Source organism: Pseudanabaena sp. PCC 7367, assembly GCF_000317065.1.
In the GTDB taxonomy this organism is placed as follows: domain Bacteria; phylum Cyanobacteriota; class Cyanobacteriia; order Pseudanabaenales; family Pseudanabaenaceae; genus Thalassoporum; species Thalassoporum mexicanum.
In genome coordinates this window covers 2,082,303-2,104,901 of record NC_019701.1, presented here as the reverse complement: position 1 = coordinate 2,104,901, position 22,599 = coordinate 2,082,303, and the positions used below count along the sequence as shown (strand labels likewise).

16 protein-coding genes are annotated in these 22,599 nt (G+C 46.7%); 8 read left to right on the top strand and 8 right to left on the bottom strand.

The features are described from left to right. Positions 1-131: 131 nt before the first annotated feature. Together PSE7367_RS08270 and rimO are read right to left on the bottom strand one after the other, a co-directional pair. The gene (locus tag PSE7367_RS08270) at positions 132-1,979 is read right to left on the bottom strand and encodes a V-type ATP synthase subunit I (protein ID WP_015164920.1); all 1,848 of its coding nucleotides are present in this window, start codon (positions 1,977-1,979) and stop codon (positions 132-134) included. 387 nt (positions 1,980-2,366) lie between these two features. Then, positions 2,367-3,695 carry a 30S ribosomal protein S12 methylthiotransferase RimO gene (gene rimO / locus PSE7367_RS08265; protein WP_015164919.1) on the bottom strand — a complete coding sequence of 443 codons (1,329 nt, stop codon included), beginning with the start codon at positions 3,693-3,695 and terminating at the stop codon, positions 2,367-2,369. A 772-nt stretch (positions 3,696-4,467) separates the two neighbouring features. On the opposite strand from rimO, the gene PSE7367_RS08260 reads away from it, so the two are divergent. Together PSE7367_RS08260 and PSE7367_RS08255 are read left to right on the top strand one after the other, a co-directional pair. Beyond that, the gene (locus PSE7367_RS08260; protein WP_015164918.1) at positions 4,468-6,012 is read left to right on the top strand and encodes a sensor histidine kinase; all 1,545 of its coding nucleotides are present in this window, start codon (positions 4,468-4,470) and stop codon (positions 6,010-6,012) included. Between the two features lie 119 nt (positions 6,013-6,131). Further along, a complete protein-coding gene (locus PSE7367_RS08255) occupies positions 6,132-6,686 on the top strand; it encodes a hypothetical protein (protein ID WP_015164917.1) in 555 nt (184 codons plus the stop codon). A 481-nt stretch (positions 6,687-7,167) separates the two neighbouring features. Here PSE7367_RS08255 and petG read toward each other — a convergent pair whose 3' ends face one another. Beyond that, entirely contained in the window at positions 7,168-7,275 is a 108-nt protein-coding gene (petG, locus tag PSE7367_RS08250; RefSeq protein WP_015164916.1) for a cytochrome b6-f complex subunit V, read from the bottom strand. 74 nt (positions 7,276-7,349) lie between these two features. Between petG and PSE7367_RS08245 the strand changes: the two genes are divergently transcribed. Then, positions 7,350-8,555 carry a DUF1517 domain-containing protein gene (locus tag PSE7367_RS08245; protein WP_015164915.1) on the top strand — a complete coding sequence of 402 codons (1,206 nt, stop codon included), beginning with the start codon at positions 7,350-7,352 and terminating at the stop codon, positions 8,553-8,555. A gap of 187 nt (positions 8,556-8,742) precedes the next feature. Then, positions 8,743-9,492 (top strand): bifunctional demethylmenaquinone methyltransferase/2-methoxy-6-polyprenyl-1,4-benzoquinol methylase UbiE, encoded by a 750-nt coding sequence (gene ubiE / locus PSE7367_RS08240; protein ID WP_015164914.1) that lies wholly within the window; start codon positions 8,743-8,745, stop codon positions 9,490-9,492. Positions 9,493-9,632: 140 nt separating this feature from the next. Here ubiE and PSE7367_RS08235 read toward each other — a convergent pair whose 3' ends face one another. Together PSE7367_RS08235 and moeB are read right to left on the bottom strand one after the other, a co-directional pair. Continuing rightward, positions 9,633-10,574, bottom strand: a complete 942-nt coding sequence (locus tag PSE7367_RS08235) for an IS5 family transposase (RefSeq protein WP_015163958.1) — start codon at positions 10,572-10,574, stop codon at positions 9,633-9,635. A gap of 214 nt (positions 10,575-10,788) precedes the next feature. After that, the gene (gene moeB / locus PSE7367_RS08230; RefSeq protein WP_015164913.1) at positions 10,789-11,958 is read right to left on the bottom strand and encodes a molybdopterin-synthase adenylyltransferase MoeB; all 1,170 of its coding nucleotides are present in this window, start codon (positions 11,956-11,958) and stop codon (positions 10,789-10,791) included. Between the two features lie 1,004 nt (positions 11,959-12,962). Here moeB and PSE7367_RS08225 point away from each other — a divergent pair. Then, positions 12,963-13,580 carry a GUN4 domain-containing protein gene (locus tag PSE7367_RS08225; RefSeq protein ID WP_015164912.1) on the top strand — a complete coding sequence of 206 codons (618 nt, stop codon included), beginning with the start codon at positions 12,963-12,965 and terminating at the stop codon, positions 13,578-13,580. Positions 13,581-13,665: 85 nt separating this feature from the next. Further along, positions 13,666-14,802, top strand: a complete 1,137-nt coding sequence (locus PSE7367_RS08220) for an Hpt domain-containing protein (protein WP_015164911.1) — start codon at positions 13,666-13,668, stop codon at positions 14,800-14,802. Positions 14,803-15,217: 415 nt separating this feature from the next. Here the strand turns inward: PSE7367_RS08220 and PSE7367_RS21900 are convergent, their stop codons facing one another. Next, positions 15,218-15,391 carry a hypothetical protein gene (locus tag PSE7367_RS21900; protein WP_015164910.1) on the bottom strand — a complete coding sequence of 58 codons (174 nt, stop codon included), beginning with the start codon at positions 15,389-15,391 and terminating at the stop codon, positions 15,218-15,220. A gap of 355 nt (positions 15,392-15,746) precedes the next feature. Here PSE7367_RS21900 and PSE7367_RS08215 point away from each other — a divergent pair, with 355 nt between their 5' ends. After that, a complete protein-coding gene (locus PSE7367_RS08215) occupies positions 15,747-17,288 on the top strand; it encodes a family 10 glycosylhydrolase (RefSeq protein ID WP_015164909.1) in 1,542 nt (513 codons plus the stop codon). A gap of 101 nt (positions 17,289-17,389) precedes the next feature. Here the strand turns inward: PSE7367_RS08215 and PSE7367_RS08210 are convergent, their stop codons facing one another. Beyond that, positions 17,390-20,203 (bottom strand): tetratricopeptide repeat protein, encoded by a 2,814-nt coding sequence (locus PSE7367_RS08210; protein WP_015164908.1) that lies wholly within the window; start codon positions 20,201-20,203, stop codon positions 17,390-17,392. A 399-nt stretch (positions 20,204-20,602) separates the two neighbouring features. Between PSE7367_RS08210 and PSE7367_RS08205 the strand changes: the two genes are divergently transcribed. Continuing rightward, entirely contained in the window at positions 20,603-21,655 is a 1,053-nt protein-coding gene (locus PSE7367_RS08205; RefSeq protein ID WP_015164907.1) for a DUF72 domain-containing protein, read from the top strand. Between the two features lie 48 nt (positions 21,656-21,703). Here PSE7367_RS08205 and PSE7367_RS08200 read toward each other — a convergent pair whose 3' ends face one another. Continuing rightward, complete coding sequence (locus PSE7367_RS08200; protein WP_015164906.1) at positions 21,704-22,387, bottom strand: Crp/Fnr family transcriptional regulator; 684 nt, start codon at positions 22,385-22,387, stop codon at positions 21,704-21,706. Positions 22,388-22,599 lie beyond the last annotated feature (212 nt).

Below are 22,599 nucleotides of genomic sequence, written 5' to 3'. Positions count from 1 at the left end.
TGGCGATCGGCTCAATCTGACAAGTCTATTTTTTTTGCAAATCTAATTAAATCTAACTAAATCTGATTAAAGCTAAATCCAAACCATCTATCATTTTAGGCACTTTATGTACCATCTCATCTACATATTTTCTAGCGATTTGTTGCGCTCGGCTGCTCCTGACTAGCTTTGACATTTTTTTTGAATGGGCTGAAAACTTTACCTTCTCCTTCAATGCTCCAGCTATACATCTCAATGAAATTAAGGCGCAGGCCATGAATCACGCCACTCATGATCGCTAGGGCAAAATTGACCGTATGCCCCAAAATAATAATTAAAATTGACAGGATAAAGCCAAAACTGCCCAGATCATTGGCATCTTGAGCCAGATTATTAAAGGTGATCGCCAGATAGCCACCAGCCAGCCCCAGCGCAAACAAGCGCAAATAGCTCAACACATCACTGAAAGCTTTGGTGATATCAAATACCCCCTGCAAGCCGCCAGTAAAACGCTGAAACAAGCCTTTGCCGGTCATGGGTGCGGGTTGGTTAAACAAAAACACCAGACCCATGCCGATCGCAATGCCCGTATAAAACACCTGGGTCAGGCCAGTACCTTCGATGCTAAATGCTGAAGCGGTCACATGCCAGGCGGCAAAAGCCGAGCTGATCGCAATGATCCAACCCACATGGGCGATCGCTTTCTGGCTGCGGCGATTATTATAGGCACTAATTACATTGGCAAAGCAAATATGCACACAGCCAATCAGGATCGATACCCACATCATGGTATTTAAATTCGCCAGGTCTAGGCCATCAAACCAGCGCAATTTGCTGAGGAAATTACTATCCGGTGGCGTAAGGCCAAAGTAAGCGCCACCCAACACGCCATAGGCGATCGTACAAAGAGACAACGCCAACATCATCCGAAACAGCCGCCGCATGCCACCTTTAATCATTGCACCACGGAAGAAAAAGGTGATCCCCAGCATCACAAAGCCATAGCCAGCATCATTGACAATCATGCCAAAGAAAATAATGAAGCTGAAATAGACCAACCAGGAAGGATCCCAGGTGTGATAATTGGGCACATTATAAAAGGACACCAGATCTTCACCGGGCCCAATCCAGGTTTCATTATTCTGAAGCTGGGTCGGTGGTTCTTCGTCGGGGGCGGGCTCAATAATTTCGATCGCCAATGCCAACTGTTCTGCTAGTACCTCAACCCGTTCAATCACACCGATCGGGCACCAACCCTGGAGCGCAAACAAACCGGAATCATCATAGGTCTGGCAGGAAGCCATATTCAAATCACGATCGTCGAGTGCTTCACCCAGGTGCTCGCGCAGTAAATTTATATAGCGGGTTAGGCCAATTCGATGGGTGCGATTGCTATCTTTTTGATCAAGTAATTCGTCTAAATGCTCTTCTAATTCACTTGCCGAAAGATGGGGGACTGCCACTGGCGAGATTCCTGGCAGGTCTGGTTGTCGATCGCTAATTACCACCACGTACAAGCAGCTATTATCTCGATTGACGATCTGATGGGGTAGCGCCGCTTTTTTGATTGTGGTGTAGGATTTCCCAGACTCGCTTCCAGCCACCACATAGAAAAATAGCTGCAAACCCTTCAAATCTTCAGGGGATGGTAGTTTGAAATTTCCCCAGGGCTTGAGTAAATCTAGTTGTTTCTCGGTATTTTCAATCGCGTCGGTCAGCTCTTGAGATTTTCGTTTGGTTGCTATTACCTGATCAATGATTTTATCGGCATCAAAGTGCTGTGGATGACGGCGCAGGGCTCTTTGCCTGATACTGCATGATTCAAGATAGGCGATCGCTTCACGATTGCGCTTGAATGGATCAGATGGAGCTTGTGCCATCGGCTGGGGAGAAATATCAATCAGATGTAATACACCTAGTTCCTGGAGCGATTGCATCACAGTGTTTTTTTCGTGGGCGATGCCAGCCAGGGTCACTTTTTTGAGCGGAACGATCGACATAGTTTGTTTGGCTCTACTTCAGGCTTTGGATTTTTAGCTTGAGGTTTTGACTACACAAAGACTTAACAAAGTAGTCATAAATGCAATCCTATTTTCATCATCGTATCCTATCGCTGGATTTTGGGATATAGCAATCATAAACTTTGCGATCCAAGCATATGGCTCAGAATTGCGATCCATCAAGTTTCCGCTTAATCAAATAATCAGCAGTTTTCTGTTGTGATACTTGCAAAGCCTTGCGAATAGAACGATTGACATATCCCAGCTAGAGCAACTATCAAGACTTGCCTAACCAGGGATAGGGTTATTTTGAATCTTGCTACCAGAGAAATTTTGCTTACATTGATCAACCATTGATCAACTAATCTCTTCGGTTCTGAGATGACATTAAACTAGTTCACCAAAAAGATCATAGTGATCGGCGGCGGTGATTTTTACGGAGAGTAGATCGCCCAGGGCTGCTTTACGATCGGGATCTTTTAAATAAACCAAACCATCCACTTCGGGCGCAAATCGGGGCGATCGACCCACCAATGCACCGGTATTGGGGTTTTCTTGCTCGATCAATACCGAAACTACTTTGCCGATCTCTGCTTGGTTCCGGCGCAGGGATATTTCCTGTTGCACCGCCATCAGGGCATCTCGCCGGGCTTGTTTGACTTCTTCTGGGATTTGATTGGGCAGATCATAGGCGGCTGTACCCGCTTCGGCCGAAAAAGTAAATGCCCCCACATGATCGAACTGATGGCGTTTAACAAACTCTAGTAAACGTTGGAATTGAGCCTCGGTTTCGCCAGGAAAGCCCACAATGAAAGTAGTGCGCAATACGGCATCGGGCATGGCCGCCTTAATGTTGTCAATAATTTTGTGATTGACCCGTCCCTGCCAGGGGCGATTCATACTGCGCAACACATCGGGATCGGCATGTTGCAATGGTAGATCCAAGTAGGGCAATATATTTGGCGTATTCTGAATCGCTTTGAGCACTTTAGGTGTGAGCCCCGTCGGATAGGCATAATGCATTCGCACCCAGGGGATATCTACCTCACCCAGGGCGATTAGCAACTCGGCCAGTTTGGGTTGGCCATAGATATCTACGCCATAGTTGGTGGTGATCTGGGAAATTAAGACTATTTCTTTGACCCCTTCGGCGGCCAATTGTTGAGCTTCGGCCACGATCGATTCGATCGACCTGGAGCGTTGGTTACCGCGCAAATGGGGAATGATGCAAAAGGCACAGCGATAATCACAACCTTCCGCAACCCGCACATAGGCCACCGATTGGTTGGTGGTGCGATAGCGGGGTACGGTTTCATCGGCGATATAGGTTGGCTCGGTGGAAATTTCCTCAACCCGTTCGCCAGTTTCAGCGCGCTCGATCACCTCCACAATTTTATGGTAGTCACCAGTACCAACCAGCGCCACTGCTTCGGGGATTTCCGCCAACAATTCCGATTGAAAGTGCTGAGCCAGACAGCCAGCGATCACCACCCGTTTACCTGCTTCGGCTAGTTCTACCAGGGTGCGTACCGATTCCTGGCGGGCTTCTTCAATAAAGCTGCAAGTATTAACGATCACATAGTCGGCGAGGTCTTCATTGCTATCAACGCCATAACCTGCCTGGACTAATAACCCCAACATATGTTCAGTATCAACACGGTTTTTTTCGCAGCCTAGATGGGCGATCGCAATGGTTGGTTTGAGGGTTTCTAACATGATTAGACTCAGTTCAGTACAGTCAGGGATATAAAAATTAGGGTAGTGATATAGAAGCTAAGGATTCTTAATCAAAAAATCTTGATTCAGTCTTGATCCTATGGCCAGATATGATTACATGTGCCAAATGTGCCAAGGCACAAAGTTTCAAGTTGTGCAGTCTAATTAGTCTAGCCTAACTAAATCTAATCTGCCATTACTTACTTGCCATTACCTACTTGCCATTACTGGTGCTTGGCTAACTGAGTTATAGTTGCGATCGTACTGGTTTGGTCGGCAAGTTACGCGAAATGCACAAACATGAACAAAGGGGAAGCTGGCAACTGTGCTCATTAATCATTTAGCTACTGGCTTTGGTTGAAATAGCTTAGTTTAAGGGCAATAAAGGGCAATATTAGTAAAGCAACTAATTAAACAACGATAGAATAAGAGTCCTAGAACTTTTCTATTGCAACACAGGCTACAAGCAAGTCACTAGCAGATCTGCGTTTAACCGCAAGACTGCCTGGAAAATCGAAAAAGCAAAAAACCATTTAATAAAAACCATTTAATTAAGCTGCTAGCTTGCTGCATTATTTTATATACTCGATCGATACACTTTTGCAATTTCTGCTCATCATTGGCTTTAGATTTTCCCCGGCTAATTAGCTGTTCCTCAGTTTCAATCTATTGTGGTGTGTTGGGCAAAGAGGTAAAAGATTTTACCCGCCAATGGCTGTAACGATTAGCCAGACTCAGTATAGTCCTGTTTATTTATTCTAAGGTCAGGCTCATGTCGAGCACCCCGATCACGATCCTGTTAGTGGAAGATAGTCCCAGTGATGCACTGCTATGGCGTAGGGCCTTGCAGAACCTGATCCCAGATGGCCAGGTAGAACATGCGCCCACCATGGCGGCAGCGATCGATTTCTTGGCGCGTGAGGATATCAATTTTGATGTTGTGTTGCTGGATCTGTCTTTGCCCGACTCAGACGGCTTAGACACAATTAATGCCATTAATGCCCATGCACCAGCCACCCCAGTGGTGGTTTTGACTTCTGATGATAGCGATGAGACGGCGCTGCGGGCGCTCAATGTTGGGGTGCAAGACTATTTGGTCAAAGGGCAAATTATCCCCAAGTTGCTGGAACGAACAATCCGCTATGCGATCGAACGCAGCCAATTTTTGAATCAGCTTCGTGCCAGTGAAGAAAAATTCCGAGGTGCATTTGATCAAACCTTCCAATCGATGTTTTTGCTCTCGCCCACGGGAATTATCCGTGCCGCTAATCAAAAAGCCCTTAACTTCTGTTGCGCCTCATTAGCAGCGGTGTTGGGTCTTAAGTTGTGGGATTTAAGATTCTGGCAGGATAATCGCGTTTATCAAGACTGGCTCGAAGATGCGGTGCGCAGTGTGGCAAAAGGGGGATTTGTGCGCGATGAAGTCCAGTTGCTCGATGGTGATGGGCAGCAGGTCTGGGTTGATTTTTCGCTGAAGCCACTTCAGGATGAGCAACACCGCGTGCAAATGTTGATCGCAGAGGCAAGGGATATTAGCGATCGCAAACAGGCAGAAGCAGATATTATTAGGGCTCTGCAAGCGGAGAAGGAACTCAACCAGCTCAAGACCGGTTTTATCTCCGCCGTTTCCCATGAATTCCGCACGCCACTAACCACAATTAATCTTTCTGCGGAGCTGCTAAATGGACAGCGCCTCCTCACGGATGAGAAAAGAGGTAAATATTATCAGCGTATTTTTGCTTCTGTTTCAGAAATGGTCAATATGTTAGATGATCTGTTGTTGCTTAATAAGGCGGAGGCCAAGGCGCTGCATTATCAACCCAAACCGCTCAAACTAGGAGATTTCTGTCAGGAGTTGGTAGATAGCTTTCAGATGTCACTGGGCGATCGCAACCCGATCCAGTTGATGGGTGAATTTAACAATTCGATCGTAGAAATGGATGAAAATCTGATTCGACACATTCTGAGCAACCTGATTTCCAATGCTGCTAAATATTCACCCAAAAACCATAGCGTCAATTTAACCTTGCATTGCTACGAAGATAAAGCTAATTTTGTGGTGGAAGATCAAGGCATTGGCATCTCAGAAGCTGATTTACCCAGGCTATTTGAAGCCTTTTATCGCAGTAAGAATGTTGGCAATATTAAGGGCACTGGGTTGGGGTTGGCGATCGTCAAGAAATGTGTGGAGCTACATGGTGGCAAAATTGAGGTGGAAAGCGAAGTTGGGGTGGGTACCAAGTTTTCGATCGTGCTGCCTACTCAGGCAATTAAGTCACTGAGTAATCCCAAAACAGAGCCAGAATACTTGTTGTGATCTTGTGTGCTGTTGGCCTTCAGCTTGCTTTGGTAGCCACCAATCATAAATACACCTTGCTTCACTGTGGTTAGTGTGGTAAGCATGACCTGCTCTTTTGCTGTGACTGCTAGCTTGCCATGCCCAACGTTTCCAAACTGCCTTACCTGCCCCTGAGCATTCTATTTATTGCCTATGCCATCATTGGCTGTTTGTTGACCGCCTTTGCTACTTTGTGGTTGGCCTGGCTATTTGCGCTCTCGGCTCCTGTGGCTGGTGCTTTGGCCTGGCTTTTAACCGAGCAAAAACAAATTACCGCAGCAGGATTTATGTTGCTGCTTTTCTCGGCAGCCCTGGCAGCATTATTTCTGGCTTCGGGGTTTTGGCCGATCGCGGTGGCGCTGTTGATTGCGATCGCCATGATTTTTATATTCCCAGTCAGTAATACTATCTATGCCACGCTTACCCATGCAATTGCGATCGTAATTTCCATGTATGGCTCGATGCCTGGTTTTCTGGTGTTGCCGCTTTCGGTGGCGTTGCCTGCCGTGACGGCCTGGGCTTGGGCTAAGCTAGAGATGACCCGCAGCCAATTTAGTGACATTAATAATAATCAAGCTTTTTTGATTCTGGGTGTTGATGCCATGTTGGGGTTGGCGATCGGTGGGATTGTGGGTTTGGTGTTGGCAACTTAAACTGATTCTAAGCACTAACAAATGATGATGAGGGCGATCATCTCAAGCCTTTATGGAGTTTGCTTATTCTATTCAGACTCTAAGCCTTTGAGTATCTAAGCCTTTGAGTATCTACCTAACCCAGCTCAAAGATTTGAATATCAGATTAGATCCTGTAGATCGCCAGCGATAGAAATAATTCAGTTAATCATACATATGTTAATGATATGCGGTCATAGAATCACGCCCGAATTAAGAGTCTTTTGCTAAAAGCCCTAACTTCTAGACCACTACAATTAAAAACTATCTGTTTAACGAATAAAATTATTCAAAAACAAGCTGCCAACTTGAAGGCTAAATCCTGAGCAAAGCACGATGCTTTTAGCTTGAGGGAGTTAGTTGCAATCAAAGCGGCAGACTTAGGGTTATTTAAGCAAGACTTAAAACTATTTAATTTATAGATGCCGAATATATCGATTAGATCTAAACAGTAGAAAAATTTTTAGGCCATCGGATCGCGGCGATACTGCTGATAGGCAGCAAAAAATAAACCAGCTAGAGTAATAAAAACTAGGCCGAGGGCAATGCCGACAAGAATTGGTTCAACCACGAGTAAATTTATCCTAAAACACTGTAAACACTTATGTAATAAAGTTTAACCCAATCGGGTAAATCTTAACCATCATGCGTCAACCTAAACTTAAACTTTTCCTAGCTACTCTTCTGGCTTATTTCTGCCTTGATATTGTGCCGATCGGCATAACCAGAGCAAGCGAGCATATGGGCATGTATCGGGATAACTTTTGGGCAACTGGTCAAATTAATGAGACTAGTGAAACTGAGCACACTGAGTACACTGAGCACACTGAGCGATCGCCCCAGATATTGGCCTCAAAATCCCAAAAATCAAAGTTAGCCAGACTAGAGCAACTAGCTAATTTAATTAATCTAGACCAATCTGCCTATGCCCGTAGCTCCGCTGGGCGCGATCGTAGTGGTTCGTTTAAGAAATCAACCCCCACCAGTTCACCTTCACCTAACCGTAGTAATAGTAAACCCAGTAGCAATCCTACTAGTGAGCCGACCAGCAGTCCCAGTCCATCCCGATCGCCGTCTAGCAATAATACTAATAACGATCGCAATAGTAGCAGTAGTAATAGTCCAGATCGCAATACTAACCGCAGTCCCAGTAATCCCAATGGCGGCGGTGGCGGTATTAGTATGTTCTGGTTGTTGCTGCCGCCAGGGGCGATCGCCGCTTTAATTTTGTTCGGCAAGTCGAATAAATCTAATAATGGGCATAGTGTTATTGCGCCAGCCGCGATCGATCCTGAGACAGTCACGATTAGCAAGCTGCAAGTGGCGCTGCTGGCAACTGCCGATGATCTACAAACCCAATTGACTGAGTTGGTGACCCGGATTGATACTGGCACGGAATCAGGCCGCGCCGAGCTATTGCAAGAAGCAGTCTTAGCCTTGCTCCGCAACTCCGAGCATTGGTCCCATGTGCTAGCTACCTCGGATGTATTACCCAGGGATAATGCCGAGTCAGTGTTTAATCAGTTGTCGATCGCCGAGCGCAAAAACTTCAGCGCCGAAACCCTGAGTAAGGTCAATGGCTCACTGAGTACCAAAGAGATCAACCAATATGCTGATGATGCTCCAGCGGCATATATTGTGGTGACTATATTATTGGGCACCGAGCACGATCGCGCCCTGTACGAAGAAGTGCGATCGCCGGAAATGTTGCAAAAGGCATTGGAGAAAATTGCCGCGATCGAATCAGATCATATTGCGGTGTTGGAGTTGCTTTGGAGTCCGCAAACCAGTGAGGATAGTTTGACCTATGATGAGCTATTAACTGAATACACCAATATGGTGCAGTTGTAGCTATATGCTTAGATCTGATGTGCAACCAAAAGGCTCTCATCTGCTTTTGCTAATCAGCCTGGATGTGGTGAGCTGAGATCCAAAGACGTGCAAGCGGCCTCAATCAAGGTTCTAAGGATAGCTGCATATCATAGCCGCATATCAAGGATCTAAATAGCCATTGGAATTAAAATAGTCAGGTAGTTTTATGACCAACCTCATCAATAAGACAACTGATGCTACTGATGCTAAAGATAAGCCCCAGGCCAGTGAAGTACGCCAGATCTTCGATCGAATCGCGCCAGTATATGACCAGCTCAATGATTGGTTGAGTTTGGGACAGCATCGGGTTTGGAAAAAAATGGCAGTAAATTGGGCTCAGCCCCAGCCAGGTGATAAATTCTTGGATCTTTGTTGTGGTAGTGGTGATGTGGCAATGCTCCTGGCTAAGCGGGTTGCACCGGCTGGCAAAGTGATCGGAGTGGATTTTGCCTGCGAGCAGTTGGCGATCGCTGCGGAACGTACCTGCGAACTGCCACCACCAATTGGTAATTGTTTAATCTGGCAAGAAGGGGATGCCCTGGATTTGCCCTTTGCCGATCGCTATTTTGATGGCGCAACGATCGCCTATGGGCTGCGCAATGTGACCAATATAAGTAAATGCCTGGCGGAGTTACAGCGAGTTTTAAAACCGGGGGCGATCGCCGCAATTTTGGATTTCAACCGCACCGAAAATCCGATTGCAGCCAAATTCCAGCAATTTTATTTAGATCATATTGTGGTGCCGATCGCCAAAAATCAGGGCATGGAAGCAGAATATGCCTATATTATGCCCAGTCTGGAGCGTTTCCCGCTGGACAAAGAGCAGGTGCAATTAGGATTGGCGGCTGGATTCACGCAGGCTAAGCACTATGCGATCGCTAATACCTTGATGGGGGTACTGGTGTTAACCAAATAAAACAGATCAAAAACGCATCAGCAAAACAAACGCTGGCAGAACCATTTAAGACTTTGCCAGCGCAAGATTATTGATATTACCTAATGGCTTTGTTGCATGAATCGAAGAAAGGGACAATACTCCTGCCAAGATTCTCCAATTTAGTCTTCAACCAGGTAAGAATCAGGCTTGCATAGCATCATCATACGATTAAGAGCCACGCACTGTAAAAACAGCTCCACCGCTTGATTATCAAAATTTCGTGAGCGTAACTTACCGCCAAAAATAGTCTTCAATCTAAACATAGTAGTCTCTGCCAGTGAGCGCCGATGATAGCCAGTCTCTCGTTTCCACTTGGCACGACCAACCTTACGGATGCGCCGTAAATTTTGGTCACGCGGATGCGGTGGTGCTTTACAATTGCCATGTTGCCAAATTTTGGCATTTTTGCGTGGTGGAATTACTGACTGGGCTTGTCTAGCAGAGATTGCATCATAACAGTCACGATGGTCATACGCACCATCCCCAGATACTTGCTTAATTTCATCCTCAATCTGATTAAGCAGTTCAGGTAGAATTTGGCCATCATGATATTGGTTGCTGGTAACCGCTGCCGCAAGAATTTCACCGCTTGACTCATCTACGCCCAGATGAATTTTACGCCAGGTGCGACGCTTACCTATGCCATGCTGACGCGTTTTCCACTCTCCCTCTCCGTAAACTTTCACGCCGGTGCTATCAACCACCACATGTCTCGCTGCCTGAGTCTTTTGATGGGGTAACTCGATCGCTAATTTGCCCATCCGTCTTGAAACTGTGCTGTGGTCTGGCACCGGTAAGTCTATGTTCATCAGGGTAAATAATGATTCGACCAAACCGGTGACTTGTCTGCCTGCCAATCCATATATGCTCTTGAGCATCGCAATCGTCGCAATCGCTTGGTCACTGTATCTGTTTGATGCGCCTCTGTTGCCGGATCGCTCTGGCTCTAGCCACATCTCTATTGCCTCCTTGCTAATCCAGAAAATTAGACTTCCTCTCTGTTTGAGGCTTTTGTTATACTCTTGCCAGTTGCGGACGCGGTATTGTGGGGGTTTTTTCATGGTAGTTAAAACGTACCATAACCTACCGCTCCGTTTCTTTTATGCAACAACGCCTTACCTAATCTTTAAAGCCTAATACATCTTCAGCCTTAATTTAGTATTCACCCACACTAAAAATGCAGGATTGCGATCGCTTAGGACTAAGTAGTCTATGGCTTGAACCATTACGATCGTGTTCTTGTAGTGAATCAGCGGTGAATAATTGGCCTAGGGCTTAATATTTAGGCACCGATGGATCGATTTGCTCGCTCCAGGCAGCAATGCCACCTTTGACATTAATTCCTTCGATCCCTTCCTCCTTGAGGATTCCCAATGCCTTTGCCGATCGGCCACCCATCTTGCAATGGGCAATCAGTTTATGACCATTTAGCATCGATTTAATTTTGCCAACCCCATCGCCATTTTCAATTTCTGGTAATGGCACCAGGACTGTGCCAGGGATTTTGCCAATTTCCCACTCGTGGGGATTGCGCACATCCACAATCAAGTAATCCTCTGCACCATTGTCAAGAATTTGTTTCAACTCTTGCACAGTCATTTCCGGTAGCTGAGGCTCGGCTGCTTTTGCCGCAGCGGCTTGGGGAATACCGCAGAACTCTTGATAATCAATTAGCTTCTCGATCACTGGGCGCACCGGATTGGGGCGCAGTTTCAGTTCCCTAAAGCTCATATTCAAAGAATCATAGAGCAGTAACCGACCGCTGAGCGTAGTACCCACACCCAAAATAATCTTGACCGTTTCAGTGGCCTGGATCACACCGATCAGACCGGGCAAGATTCCCAATACCCCACCCTCGGCGCAGGAAGGAACCAAACCTGGTGGCGGTGGTTCGGGATAGAGATCGCGGTAGTTGGGGCCACCTTCATAGTTAAATACTGTGGCTTGGCCTTCAAACCGGAAGATCGAGCCATAGACATTTGGCTTGTTCAACAATACACAGGCATCATTGACCAGATAGCGGGTGGGGAAATTATCAGTGCCATCGACGATCACGTCATAGGGCTCCATAATCTCCAGCGCATTTTCGGAGCTAAGCCGGGCATTATAGAGGTCAACCTGACAATGGGGGTTGATCTCATGGATGCGGTGTTTGGCGGATTCGATCTTGAGCTTGCCGATCGTGGATGTGGAATGGATCACTTGACGCTGCATATTAGAAGCATCAACCACATCAAAATCAACGATCCCAATGCGGCCAACACCAGCGGCAGCTAGATAGAGCAGCAAGGGCGAACCCAGGCCACCAGTACCAATACAAAGGACGCTGGCCGCCTTTAGTTTCTTTTGTCCTTCAACGCCAACTTCAGGCAGAATCAAATGCCGCGAATAGCGTTCATACTCTTCCTGGTTGAGTTGAACAGTGGTAAGGTCGGGATTGAGCATAGTGCTTTATGTGCGATAAATTAAAAGACATTGAGCAGTGCATTATGCAACTAAAACTCAACGCTTCTACTTACAGGAGTTAGTTATCTGGGCTTGTGTGAATGGGTATGATGATTCTGGGTTGATTTTGAGTAAATTCAGGCCACGAGGATCATCGGATTAATAGTTTAGCAATAGTTGCCCAACAGGTGAGATTCGTAATTACTGAACATACACCTGAATAAAATGAATAATCAGGGCGATCGATTTGCCCAAATGCATTGCTGTCAAGGGCTGATCACGATCGCAATCGCAACTTAGATAGCTAATAAGACAGTAATTTAGACACCTATTAGATACCTAAAGTATAAAAAGTATAAGTTAAGTAATAAGTCTAATTTACTTAATTCATTGTTACCAGTTTAATCAGGTTGGTTGTTAACCTGGCTAATTAACTAGTTTACTTAATTAACGTGAGTTAGAGAAGTTAGAGATAAGAAAAGGGGGGCAGTCAGCTAAATCATGCAAACCAACAAACAGTACATTAGCGCGACGCTAAAATTTGCGATCGCTGCTAAAATCTCATCAATAATTGATTGAATTTGATTATTGACTAATCTAAATTAAAGCGATTACAACTATAATCTAGTCGCTATTTATCAATTGAATTATTAATTGCCCTAGTCATTGCCTTAATCGGGTGGCCAATTATGCACAAAGTGGTGATTAGCAGGTATTTCTGTTACTTCTGGCATCTGCAATAGTTGCCAACCTAAATCTATCTTGAATATCCTAAGTTATCTAATTATCTAAGTTTATCTAAGTTGAATTGCTAGGCTAAATCGATCGAAGTTGAGGACTTGCATCCTGGCGATCGAAATGCAGATTTAGACTTAAGGCTTAATTTGACTTGAATAATTCAAAAGCTAGTTCTAAGAGATCCTCAATACTAGATTAATTCACTCTAAATGTATTGTGGTATTACGCCCCCCAGGACTAACCCAAACCTACTAGCAGAGTAAGTCATGCAAAGCGAAGAATTTTTGATCCAAACCAGCCTCAACAACGCTAATGATCAGCCAGAGGTAAGCAGTATTGATGCCCAGGTATTAAAACAAAATCTTGCTCATCTGGTTAGTCTGGTTGAGCAAATTGGCCAAAGTGCTGGCAGTAATGGCGATCTGCAACTAGATGAGATCGCGGTCGCGGTTAGAATTACGGCTGAGGGGCAGCTTGTTTTGCTAGGTGATGGTGCAGCTAGTGGCGCTATGACGCTGAAGTTTAAACGCCCTGCACCTGCGCCAACAGGGGCGATCGCTCCCGTATCTGTCCCTGCTGAACCAGTTTCAACGCCAACGGCCACGCCGACCAAACTGCCTTCTGCGGCAGGGGTAGACTATTCTCGCCTCAAGGATTTACTCATGGATGGTAATTGGCAAGAAGCAAACCAAGAAACCTGGAATGTGATGTGTCTGGCTTTGCATAAAAATAAAGGCAGCTATCTCTCACCGGATGATATTAGTCAATTGCCATGCCAGGATCTCCAAACGATCGATCAGCTGTGGCGCGGCTACAGCCAGGGACGGTTTGGGTTCAGTGTCCAAAGCAGTGCCTATAAGAGTTTCCAGGCTAATAAAGGCTAATACTCATAAATCTTCTAAATCTTAAGTATCTTAAGTTCGATCGCCAGAATATCGCCAAATTACCAAGCTAGTCGAGGGCTGCACCATGGATCCAGAAAAGCAAAAGCAGATAATGGGTTACTTCATTGAAGAAGCCCGTGATCACCTGAATACGATCGAACAGGGGTTGCTGAATATTCAGGATATGATGTCTGATCCGGAAGCGATCAACGAGGTGTTTCGGGCTGCCCATTCAATCAAAGGGGGGGCAGCGATGCTGGGGATCGGCAGTGTGCAACGTACTGCCCATAACCTGGAAGATTATTTTAAGGTGCTGCGCGACACCAAAAATATGAATGTGGATCAAGATCTGCAAACCCTATTTCTTAGCGCCTTTGATAAGTTGCAGGATTTATTAGATCAACTCCAGGGCCCCTATGGCCTGAGTCAGGAGGTGGGTGATTCGATTCTGGCGGATGCGGAGCCGATTTTTAAGAAGCTACGCGCTCGGTTGGAAGCAAGGGAAGTTGAACAACCGGTTGCTGCCGCTACTGCCACTATGCCTAAACAAACGATGGCCACAGCGCCAATGGGCAAAAGCTCGGATGAGGCCAGGGCAATGGCGATGTTCTTCCAAACCGATGTGCCAATGAAGTTGCGGGATATGTTGCAACTCTTCAAACAACCCGATCGCCCCACCAGTCGGCAAAATCTGCAAGCAATCTGCGATCAACTCTATAAGGCTGGTGAGCAATTTGAGCTGAAGCAATGGCGAGAGACAGTCCAGGCTGTCAAAGGAGCGGTGAGTAATCAAAATAATTCCTATCGCGCCCTGGCACCGATCGTAATTAAAGAGGTGAAGCAAGCCCAGGAGCTTGTGTTGGCTCAGAAGGCGGATCAAATTAAGGCATCGGAGCAACTGCGGCAATTGCTACCACCAGAGACGGTGGCGGCATCTACCTCGGCGGATGATGATATCAGTAGTATTTTTGGCGCGGTGGTCGAAGAAGATAAGGCGACCCAGAGCTGGAAGGATTTTGGCGATCGCCTCGGTTGGCGTACCCGTGGTTCTTGGATCAGGACTGCGGATGTGGCGTTCGATCGTAATGTAGCTCCAGAAGGCCATTTGCCAGCCCCAGTGTGGTTAGCGGCCTGGGATAAGGCCAAGGATTCTAATGCGGATGAGTTGCGTGGCCAGGTGGAGGCGTTTATGGCGAAGCTGGCGGAATGTGAGATCGGTTAAATTGACCCTGTCTCGAAAAAATGGACACTCCGCAATTGACCTGCTCTCTAGACGGGCAGTAGGTTGGTCGATGGCTGAACATCTGAACATCTGAACATCTGCGTACTCAATTAGGATTAGGATTGACGGCTTTAGCGGCTGCTCTGGGGCAGCGCATACCCTCAGCATATGGTTTGCTCTAGAACAAACCGCTTAAACTAACTGTCCACTTTTGGGGGGCCACTTTGGGGGGAAGGTCAGTGTGTGAATTTCGTCAATAAAGTCTATAGCTTTTATAAAGTGCATTAACTTAAGGCTACATCATATTCACAGATATTTACAGATATTTACACAGGCGTTTCCAGAGAATTTTCAACTTTACTTAAATAATTTAGGTAACGAAAGCATGATTTCAATCTTGTAAGTGCCTTTGAAGTTAGAACAACTTCAACAGATAAAACACCGGACTGATCGCCGCCAGGGGCATCATCACCACCGCCAGCCCCCACAAAAACAAAGCCAAATATTTAGTCTGATTTTTTCTGGATTTATTAATCAGGATTGGCCGCTTTTCTGAGCCAAGCTTGTTATTTCTAGCCATTCTAGACATAGGCATTATTTCCTTTATGGCTCATAATTTGCCATTTATGCGATCGTATCTTGATCATATAGTGATTCAGCAATGAAATCTAAATATCTATCACTGCTAGCGATCGCCCCAACTTGACTCAAATCCGCGATCAACAGCTACCATATATTGATATTGAATACTGAATACTGAATACCGAAATGGCACATAATTGCACATAATTTCACTGATCCACATCATAAGCACTAGTAAGCACTAGCAGGATCAATGCAATTCGATCGTTGCGCCTGTTTGCCCCAAATATTCTCAAATAATCAAATAGTTCACTTTTATTTCTCAATCCTCACCATTGCCACTCTAATTGCCGCTAGACTTCATGGTTCATCTTCGCTTTAAGCCTACTCTTGCCGCGATCGCCTTCGTTAGCGTACTTTTGATCAATAGTGCTGGGCAATTCTTTTCCCCCACTGCCCAAGCCCTTAGCCCCAATCAACTGGGCGCATTTTGCCAACTCAATCCCGACCAAGCAGCCCAAAAGCGCGAGCTATTACAACGGGCGATCGCCAACGGTGACCCCGCCGCAGAGCAGCAATATCAAGCCCTAGTTAAGCAACATGCCCAATATTTAAAGCAATGTCGCAATCAAAATTGGCCACAAACCCAGGCGATCTGGCTCCGGCTCTATCCCTGTGATTTACGCCCAGGTGCGATGGATGCATTGATGGATCGACTGGTAGATCAAGGCTATAACCAGGTGTATGTGGAAGTGTTTTCCGATGGTCAGGTGTTGTTGCCGGTTGCTGATAATCCCACCGTTTGGCCGTCGGTGGTGTGGGGAGAAGGTCAGGAAAACGCCGATTTATTTGCCTTAGCGATCGAAAAGGGTCAAAAACGTGGCTTGAAGGTTTATGCCTGGCTGTTTACCCTCAACTATGGCTATTCCTATTCGCAACGCAGCGATCGCCAGCAGGTCTTAGCTCGCAATCATCAGGGGCAAACCACCCAGGAAATTGGTGAAGCCAATCTTAAAAATATTACCGGTACTACTGCCACCACCGATCAGGCCTTCATTGACCCCTACAACCCGATCGCCAGGTATGACATGCAAGTATTGTTGGCCGAGGTGCTGAAACGGAATCCCGATGGGGTGCTGTTTGACTATGTGCGCTACAAGCAGGGAATTGGCGATAAATCGATCGTCAGTAATGTGCGCGATATGTGGATCTATGGCACTGCTTCGCAACAGGCTTTTTTGCAGCGAGCAAGCAATAATCAAGGCCGCGAATTAATGCGTCGCTTTCTGGACAAAGGCTATATCAGCGTGAATGATGTGGTGACCGTGCAGGGTCAATATCCCAATGAGAAAGAACCACTCTGGCAGGGCAGCAGCCCCAGCAAAGCAGAAAATCCCAGCGCCGCATCGCTCCAACCTGGCCTGCAACGCGAACTATGGCGATTGAGTGTTTCCCATGCGTTCAGTGGTGTGGTGTTCCATTTGCTGGCAGCCACCGAACCAGTTCAAGCGCAGGGTATTCCCGCCGGAGCAGTGTTCTTCCCAGAGGGCAATCGCCCCTTGCGCAGTGGCTTTGATTCTCGCTTGCAACCCTGGCATAGTTTCCCCGCCTCGATCGAATGGCATCCCATGTCCTATGCGGTATGTGGGCGTGCTGATTGCATTGTCGATCAGGTCAAGCGAGTGCTACAACTTGCGCCAAGTAGCACTAAGGTCAGTCCCGTATTAGCTGGCCTGTGGGGGCAAGATTTACCCAATCGCCCTTCTTTGGAAAAACAAATGGTGGCGATCCGTCAGGCCACGCCGCAGGTCAATTCGATCTCACATTTTGCCTTCGCCTGGCAGGAACCAGAGTTAACCAGAGCGCGCAAGGTTTGTGATGCAGATTTTACGATCGCACCATAGGAACCACTCAATACCTAAATCATGGCGATTGCTGAGCTTACTAATGTTTACTGGTGTTTACACTGATGTTTGGCGATCGCCTGTAGCTCAATTCCAACTAGCTATTCCGTCTTTGGTTTGGCCACAAAACTCATTGGTTTAAGATCAAAGTCCACCAGAATCTCACTACCCGACCAGCGTTGACAGGCATAGTTCCCCAGGGCTGAACTTACCACCCACAACACAAAATTATCATTATATTCCGCTTCCCTAATCTCATCGGAATTCAGCTCAAAGGTGGGATTCCGTCCAGCCACACCCCGCACCGAAACATCCTCGCGGATGCCATCTTTACGGCAAGCTAGATCATAGCCGCGCTTACTTTTTTCCACCGATCGCACCGACCAACCATCCCGAATATATTGGCTGGTGATGATTACCAAAGCCGCCCGTTCGATCGCATCATAGTTGCCGGTTTTGATTGGCAATTCATCGGCAAAGTCGGCAAATTCAATCCGCCTAGCAGGGGCAGGAGCAGGAGTTGTTGCTGGCTTTGTTTTAGTTACTTCAATTGGTGTTACTTCGATCGCTTCATCGGGCTGCGTAACTTCCGGTGCGATCGCGGCTATTGGCTCAGGATTTGCAATATTTTCACTTGGTTTATTTTGCTGGGCTAGCTCTGGCGCTGAATCAGTTTGGGAAGCATAGCTGTTAGTAATTGGCCGATCGCTCTTACCTTTGACAGTTTGCTCTGCCGTAGAGGTGCTTTGAGCATCATTGCCATCGGTCAAATAATCAGCTAAATAATCCGATCGATCTTCAATCTGTTCATCCACCGCTTGGGATGGCGTAGCGATATTATCCGCACCAACGGTTAGCTCTTGCTCTAGCCAGGCAAATTCATTGGATTGCTCTTGATCTTCTAACTCATCTGCATCTGATTGCGCTAATGACCAGGGTTCTGGATCGCTCTCATTATCAGTTTCAAGGCCACCGCTGGCAGGCATGGCGATCGCCTCAGTTGGATTTGGCTGATTCTCTAGCTGAGCTGCTGGATCTGATGAATCACCTGAATCTTTTGAATCTGGCACATTCTGATTAATAGCCTTAGCTAACCCCGCATCAGTTAATTGCACTTCTGATTGCACTTCTGATTGCACTTCGGCAGTATCTGGCTCAACCCGATCTGGCTTAGCATCCATTTGGGCAAGCCGATCGCTGAACAAGTCTGTTCCTTGTGCGCTAAATGCATCTCGATCGGTGACATTGGTCTGCGAATCTGAACCTGCGGTTGCTGTAACCTCACCCTGTTCACCTGTTTCACTTTCATCTCCCCAAACCTCCTCTGGTGAAGCGGGGGTATATGCGGTTGCCGTAATCTCTGGCTCGATCTTGTCTACACTGGCAGCTAAGTCAGCTTCGGCATTTGCCTGGGGCACAACGCGAGGCTCTGGTTGGGCAGGGCGATCGTCAACTCTATTAATACCAGTGGTTCTAGAGGTACGTCGATTTTCGTCATTTTCACTGCGATCGCGGTTCGATCGACTCGGTGTACTGGGTGCACTGGGTGTATTGGGCGCATTAGTCACCCTTTGAGCAGGATTGGCCGTAGTTGTAGATTGAGGTGGTTGAGTTGGCCGGGTTGATCGTCTCATTTCTGAATCAGTGGCCTGCTTACTGGAACTCGTTGATGGCGCTGATAAATCCGACTGGGCAGCTTGAGCCTTTTGTTGGGCTTTTTCTTTGGCCGTGATGGCGATCGTTTCCAGCAAATCAGCGGCGCGATCGTAGCGATCGAGGCGGCTTTGCTCCCGATAGAGTTGGGCGGCTTTTTCTAGATCATTGATTGCCTGCCGGTCTTGACCAAGTTCCGGTTGCGAATAGGCCACGGCTCGATAATAGAAAGCATCGGCATAGTCGGGCTTGAGGACGATCGCCTCGGTATAGTCTGCGATCGCTTTGTTTAACTGCTTGAGCACAAAATAACAGCGGCCGCGCCGATAATAGGCCTGGATCTGATCGGGATTAAAATTCAGCGCCTGGGTATAGCTGGCCACTGATTTTTCAAATTCCTTCAGCTTAAACAAGCTATTTGCCAACCCAAAATGCGCTTCTGGATATTCAAAATCAATCTGCAACGCTTCGTTATAGTCAGCCGCCGCCTTTTCTTGCTGCCCTAATTTGGCGTAGGTGAGCCCCCGTTGATAGAAAGCGATTTTAGCCAGCTTGGAGCGAATTGCCGTTGCCGCACTGTAATCAGCGATCGCATTGTCATATTCATTGAGCCCGTAATATAAATTCCCCCTGCCAATGTAAGCGCGAATGTAGTCAGGCTGGGTGGCGATCGCCAAGGCATAATTATCCAGCGCTTCTTCGTTAAAGCCCTGCTGCGCATCTTCTTGAGCCCAGGCATAATAAATATCTACCAGGCGAATCGCTTTACCCTGGCGGGCAGTATTGAGGGAATGGCGATCCCAGGCGCGATCGAGACGGGGTACATATTGCTCCTTGAACACTACGCCGCTGTCGGGCGCATCAAAAAAAGCACCCCGAAACTGAGATTTTTGGCGCAGGTCATCAATCGGCAGGGGGCGATCGTAGTCGGTGCAAGAATCCCAGGCCACCCAGACCCGAAAATTGTTTGGATAAAAGTCAATGTCGTAGGCTTCAGAAAGATCGCGGTAGCGCGGATATTTGAGTCGCAGTTGATATTCCCGATCGGCAGCTACCACCTCCCCGTGGGCAAAATAACCCTCTGGTGCAAACCCCACTCGCTGGAAATAGGCCTTATCCCCCACCTTAATCGATTGCACATTAGAGCAACTCCAGGTAATGATATAACGCTCACCCTGGGCAATATCTTCGATCGCCTCCTTGATATAGAGCCGAATGTCGGGCTCAGTGCGCTCATCACACAGGAATATTCTGGTTACCATCGGGTTTCCTCCACGCTTTGACCTCCGCTGGGAAGTGCAACTTGTGCCGTTGATGCTCTAGATGATTTCGATGTCATTAATGCAAATTCTGGCATATGGGCAATCAATCGCGTCAGTGATTTTAATTCCAGGCCAGTGATGAATTAATCTAAGCTACTTAGTTTGAATTGCTTAATGATTAATTGATATAACCAAGCTTTTAAATTATCTAATTTTAGAACCCCTTTCTGTCCTTTGGATATTTTAATCCGTTGGCGATCGCCACTGACTCAATCATCAATCATAATGCTTTGGAACAGTGCTTAGATCGATATTAGGATCAATATTCAGAATTATGATTCAGAATTAAAATCTCAATTAACTAATCTAACCTAAACAAATTAACCAACCATCGCCAATATGAACTTCAGGATCGGTGCGGCAGTCTGGGCTTACAAGGGCTGGGTCGGGGATTTTTATCCCGCCAAAAGTCCTGCCAGCGAATTTTTAAACCTCTATGGCCAAAGATTTATGGCCGTGGAGGGTAACACCACCTTTTACCATATTCCCGATCCGGCCACGATCGGCAAGTGGAAAGCACAAACGCCAGATGGGTTCAAGTTTTGCCCCAAATTACCACGCCAGATCACCCACAATGGTTTGCTGGCTAATACAATCGAATCGGCGATCGTATTCATTGAGCTAATGCAACAACTGGGCGATCGGTTGGGGGTTATTTTTATTCAATTACCACCAAGCTATAGCCCTGCGGAGCTGAAGGATCTGCAAACATTCTTAACCGCCCTGGTCAGGTTCAATGGTCAAGATCTGCAGGGAGAAGTTAATCGCAGCAGTGTAAAAGATTCGAGCGAATTAGAAGAAATTGAGCATGGCGATCGAACTATTGCCAATTCTCCCCCAACTTCTAAAGCCAACTGCGATCAAAACATAATCAAGCCAATTGACAAGTCGCAGATATCTAAATCGAACCGATCGCCTAAATTACAACTTGCCGTTGAAGTCAGACACCGCGATTGGTATATCTCGCCCCACAGCGATCGCCTGACCGAGCTATTGCAGCATTTAGGCATCGGTCGAGTATTGCTGGATTCGCGGCCAATTTATCAAAATGCCGATGGCCAGAAATTAATGCAACAGGTACAGCAGGAGCGCCGCAAACCCAATTTACCGCTGCAACCAATCATCACCAGTGAATTTACCCTGATCCGCTTCATCAGCCACCCACAACTAGAACATAACCAACCCTTTCTGGCGGAGTGGGTTAATTATGTGGATCAATGGCTGAGCGCCAATAAAGAAGTTTATTTCTTTGTGCATTGCCCGATCGAGGAGCGATCGCCCCACAATGCTGCCCATTTTCAAAAGATGCTAGAAACTGCTCAGGTTCAGATCCCGCCCCTACCCTGGCATGAATTAGTTGCAACTACACCAACCCAGCTTAGTTTGTTTTAAATTATTGAATTACTGTTTGAGACAAATTCAAACTTTAAATACCTACAACTACCTACCACCAGCCAATTGCTGCATTTGTTTAGTATTGACGATCGTCATGGTGTGTTCTTTTTCATTCACTTCAATCCAGCCCTTTTCACGCAGCTTGTCCATCACCTTCACCGATTCATCCTCGCTGACGCTGGAAAGATCAGCCACATCTTGATCGGGCAGGTTACATATTTCTACGCCTGTATCAGTAGCGCTGCCGTAGGTATCGGCAAGACTGACTAGGACTCTGGCGATCCTGACCGCCGGGGCTTCCTGACGCATTTGCGATCGCTGGTTGGCCTTGCGTAGTCGTCGCACCATTAACTGCAACATACGATGATGCAACTGGGAGTCTTTGAACAAAAATTGAATAAAGCGCTGGGCGGGGATGCTCAATAGTCTGACCGGCGTATAGGCCACCACATCGGTCGATCGTGGTGATTCATCTAAGATCGCCATCTCGCCAAAGAAATCCCCCTGACTCAGTACCGCCAAGGTGATCGCATCCTGGCCGCGAATATGGCGCACCTTCACCCAACCAGACACAATAAAATAAACCGCATTCCCCCAGGCATCTTCCATCAAAACTGCCCTACCGGGTGGGTAATCGCGCTCGACCGCCACCGAGAGCAACCATTCCAGGGTCTCGGAGTCCGCCGCATCAAACAGAGGGAATATATCACTGAAGGTATCAGTTTGCATGGAAAAGTCAGGCTAACCTAAAATCTTGCTAAAACACTAAACTACAGAAAAGAGCACATGGCAATGTCTAATATTTTTTTGGTCATTAATTTTTGTCATTAACTTGATCGTCAATTGGATGATTTAATCATCACCAAACCTAGTAGTTAATATTTCTTATTTTAATTAATCACTTATATTAATCACTAAGCATCTGGCTGAATTGATCAAGC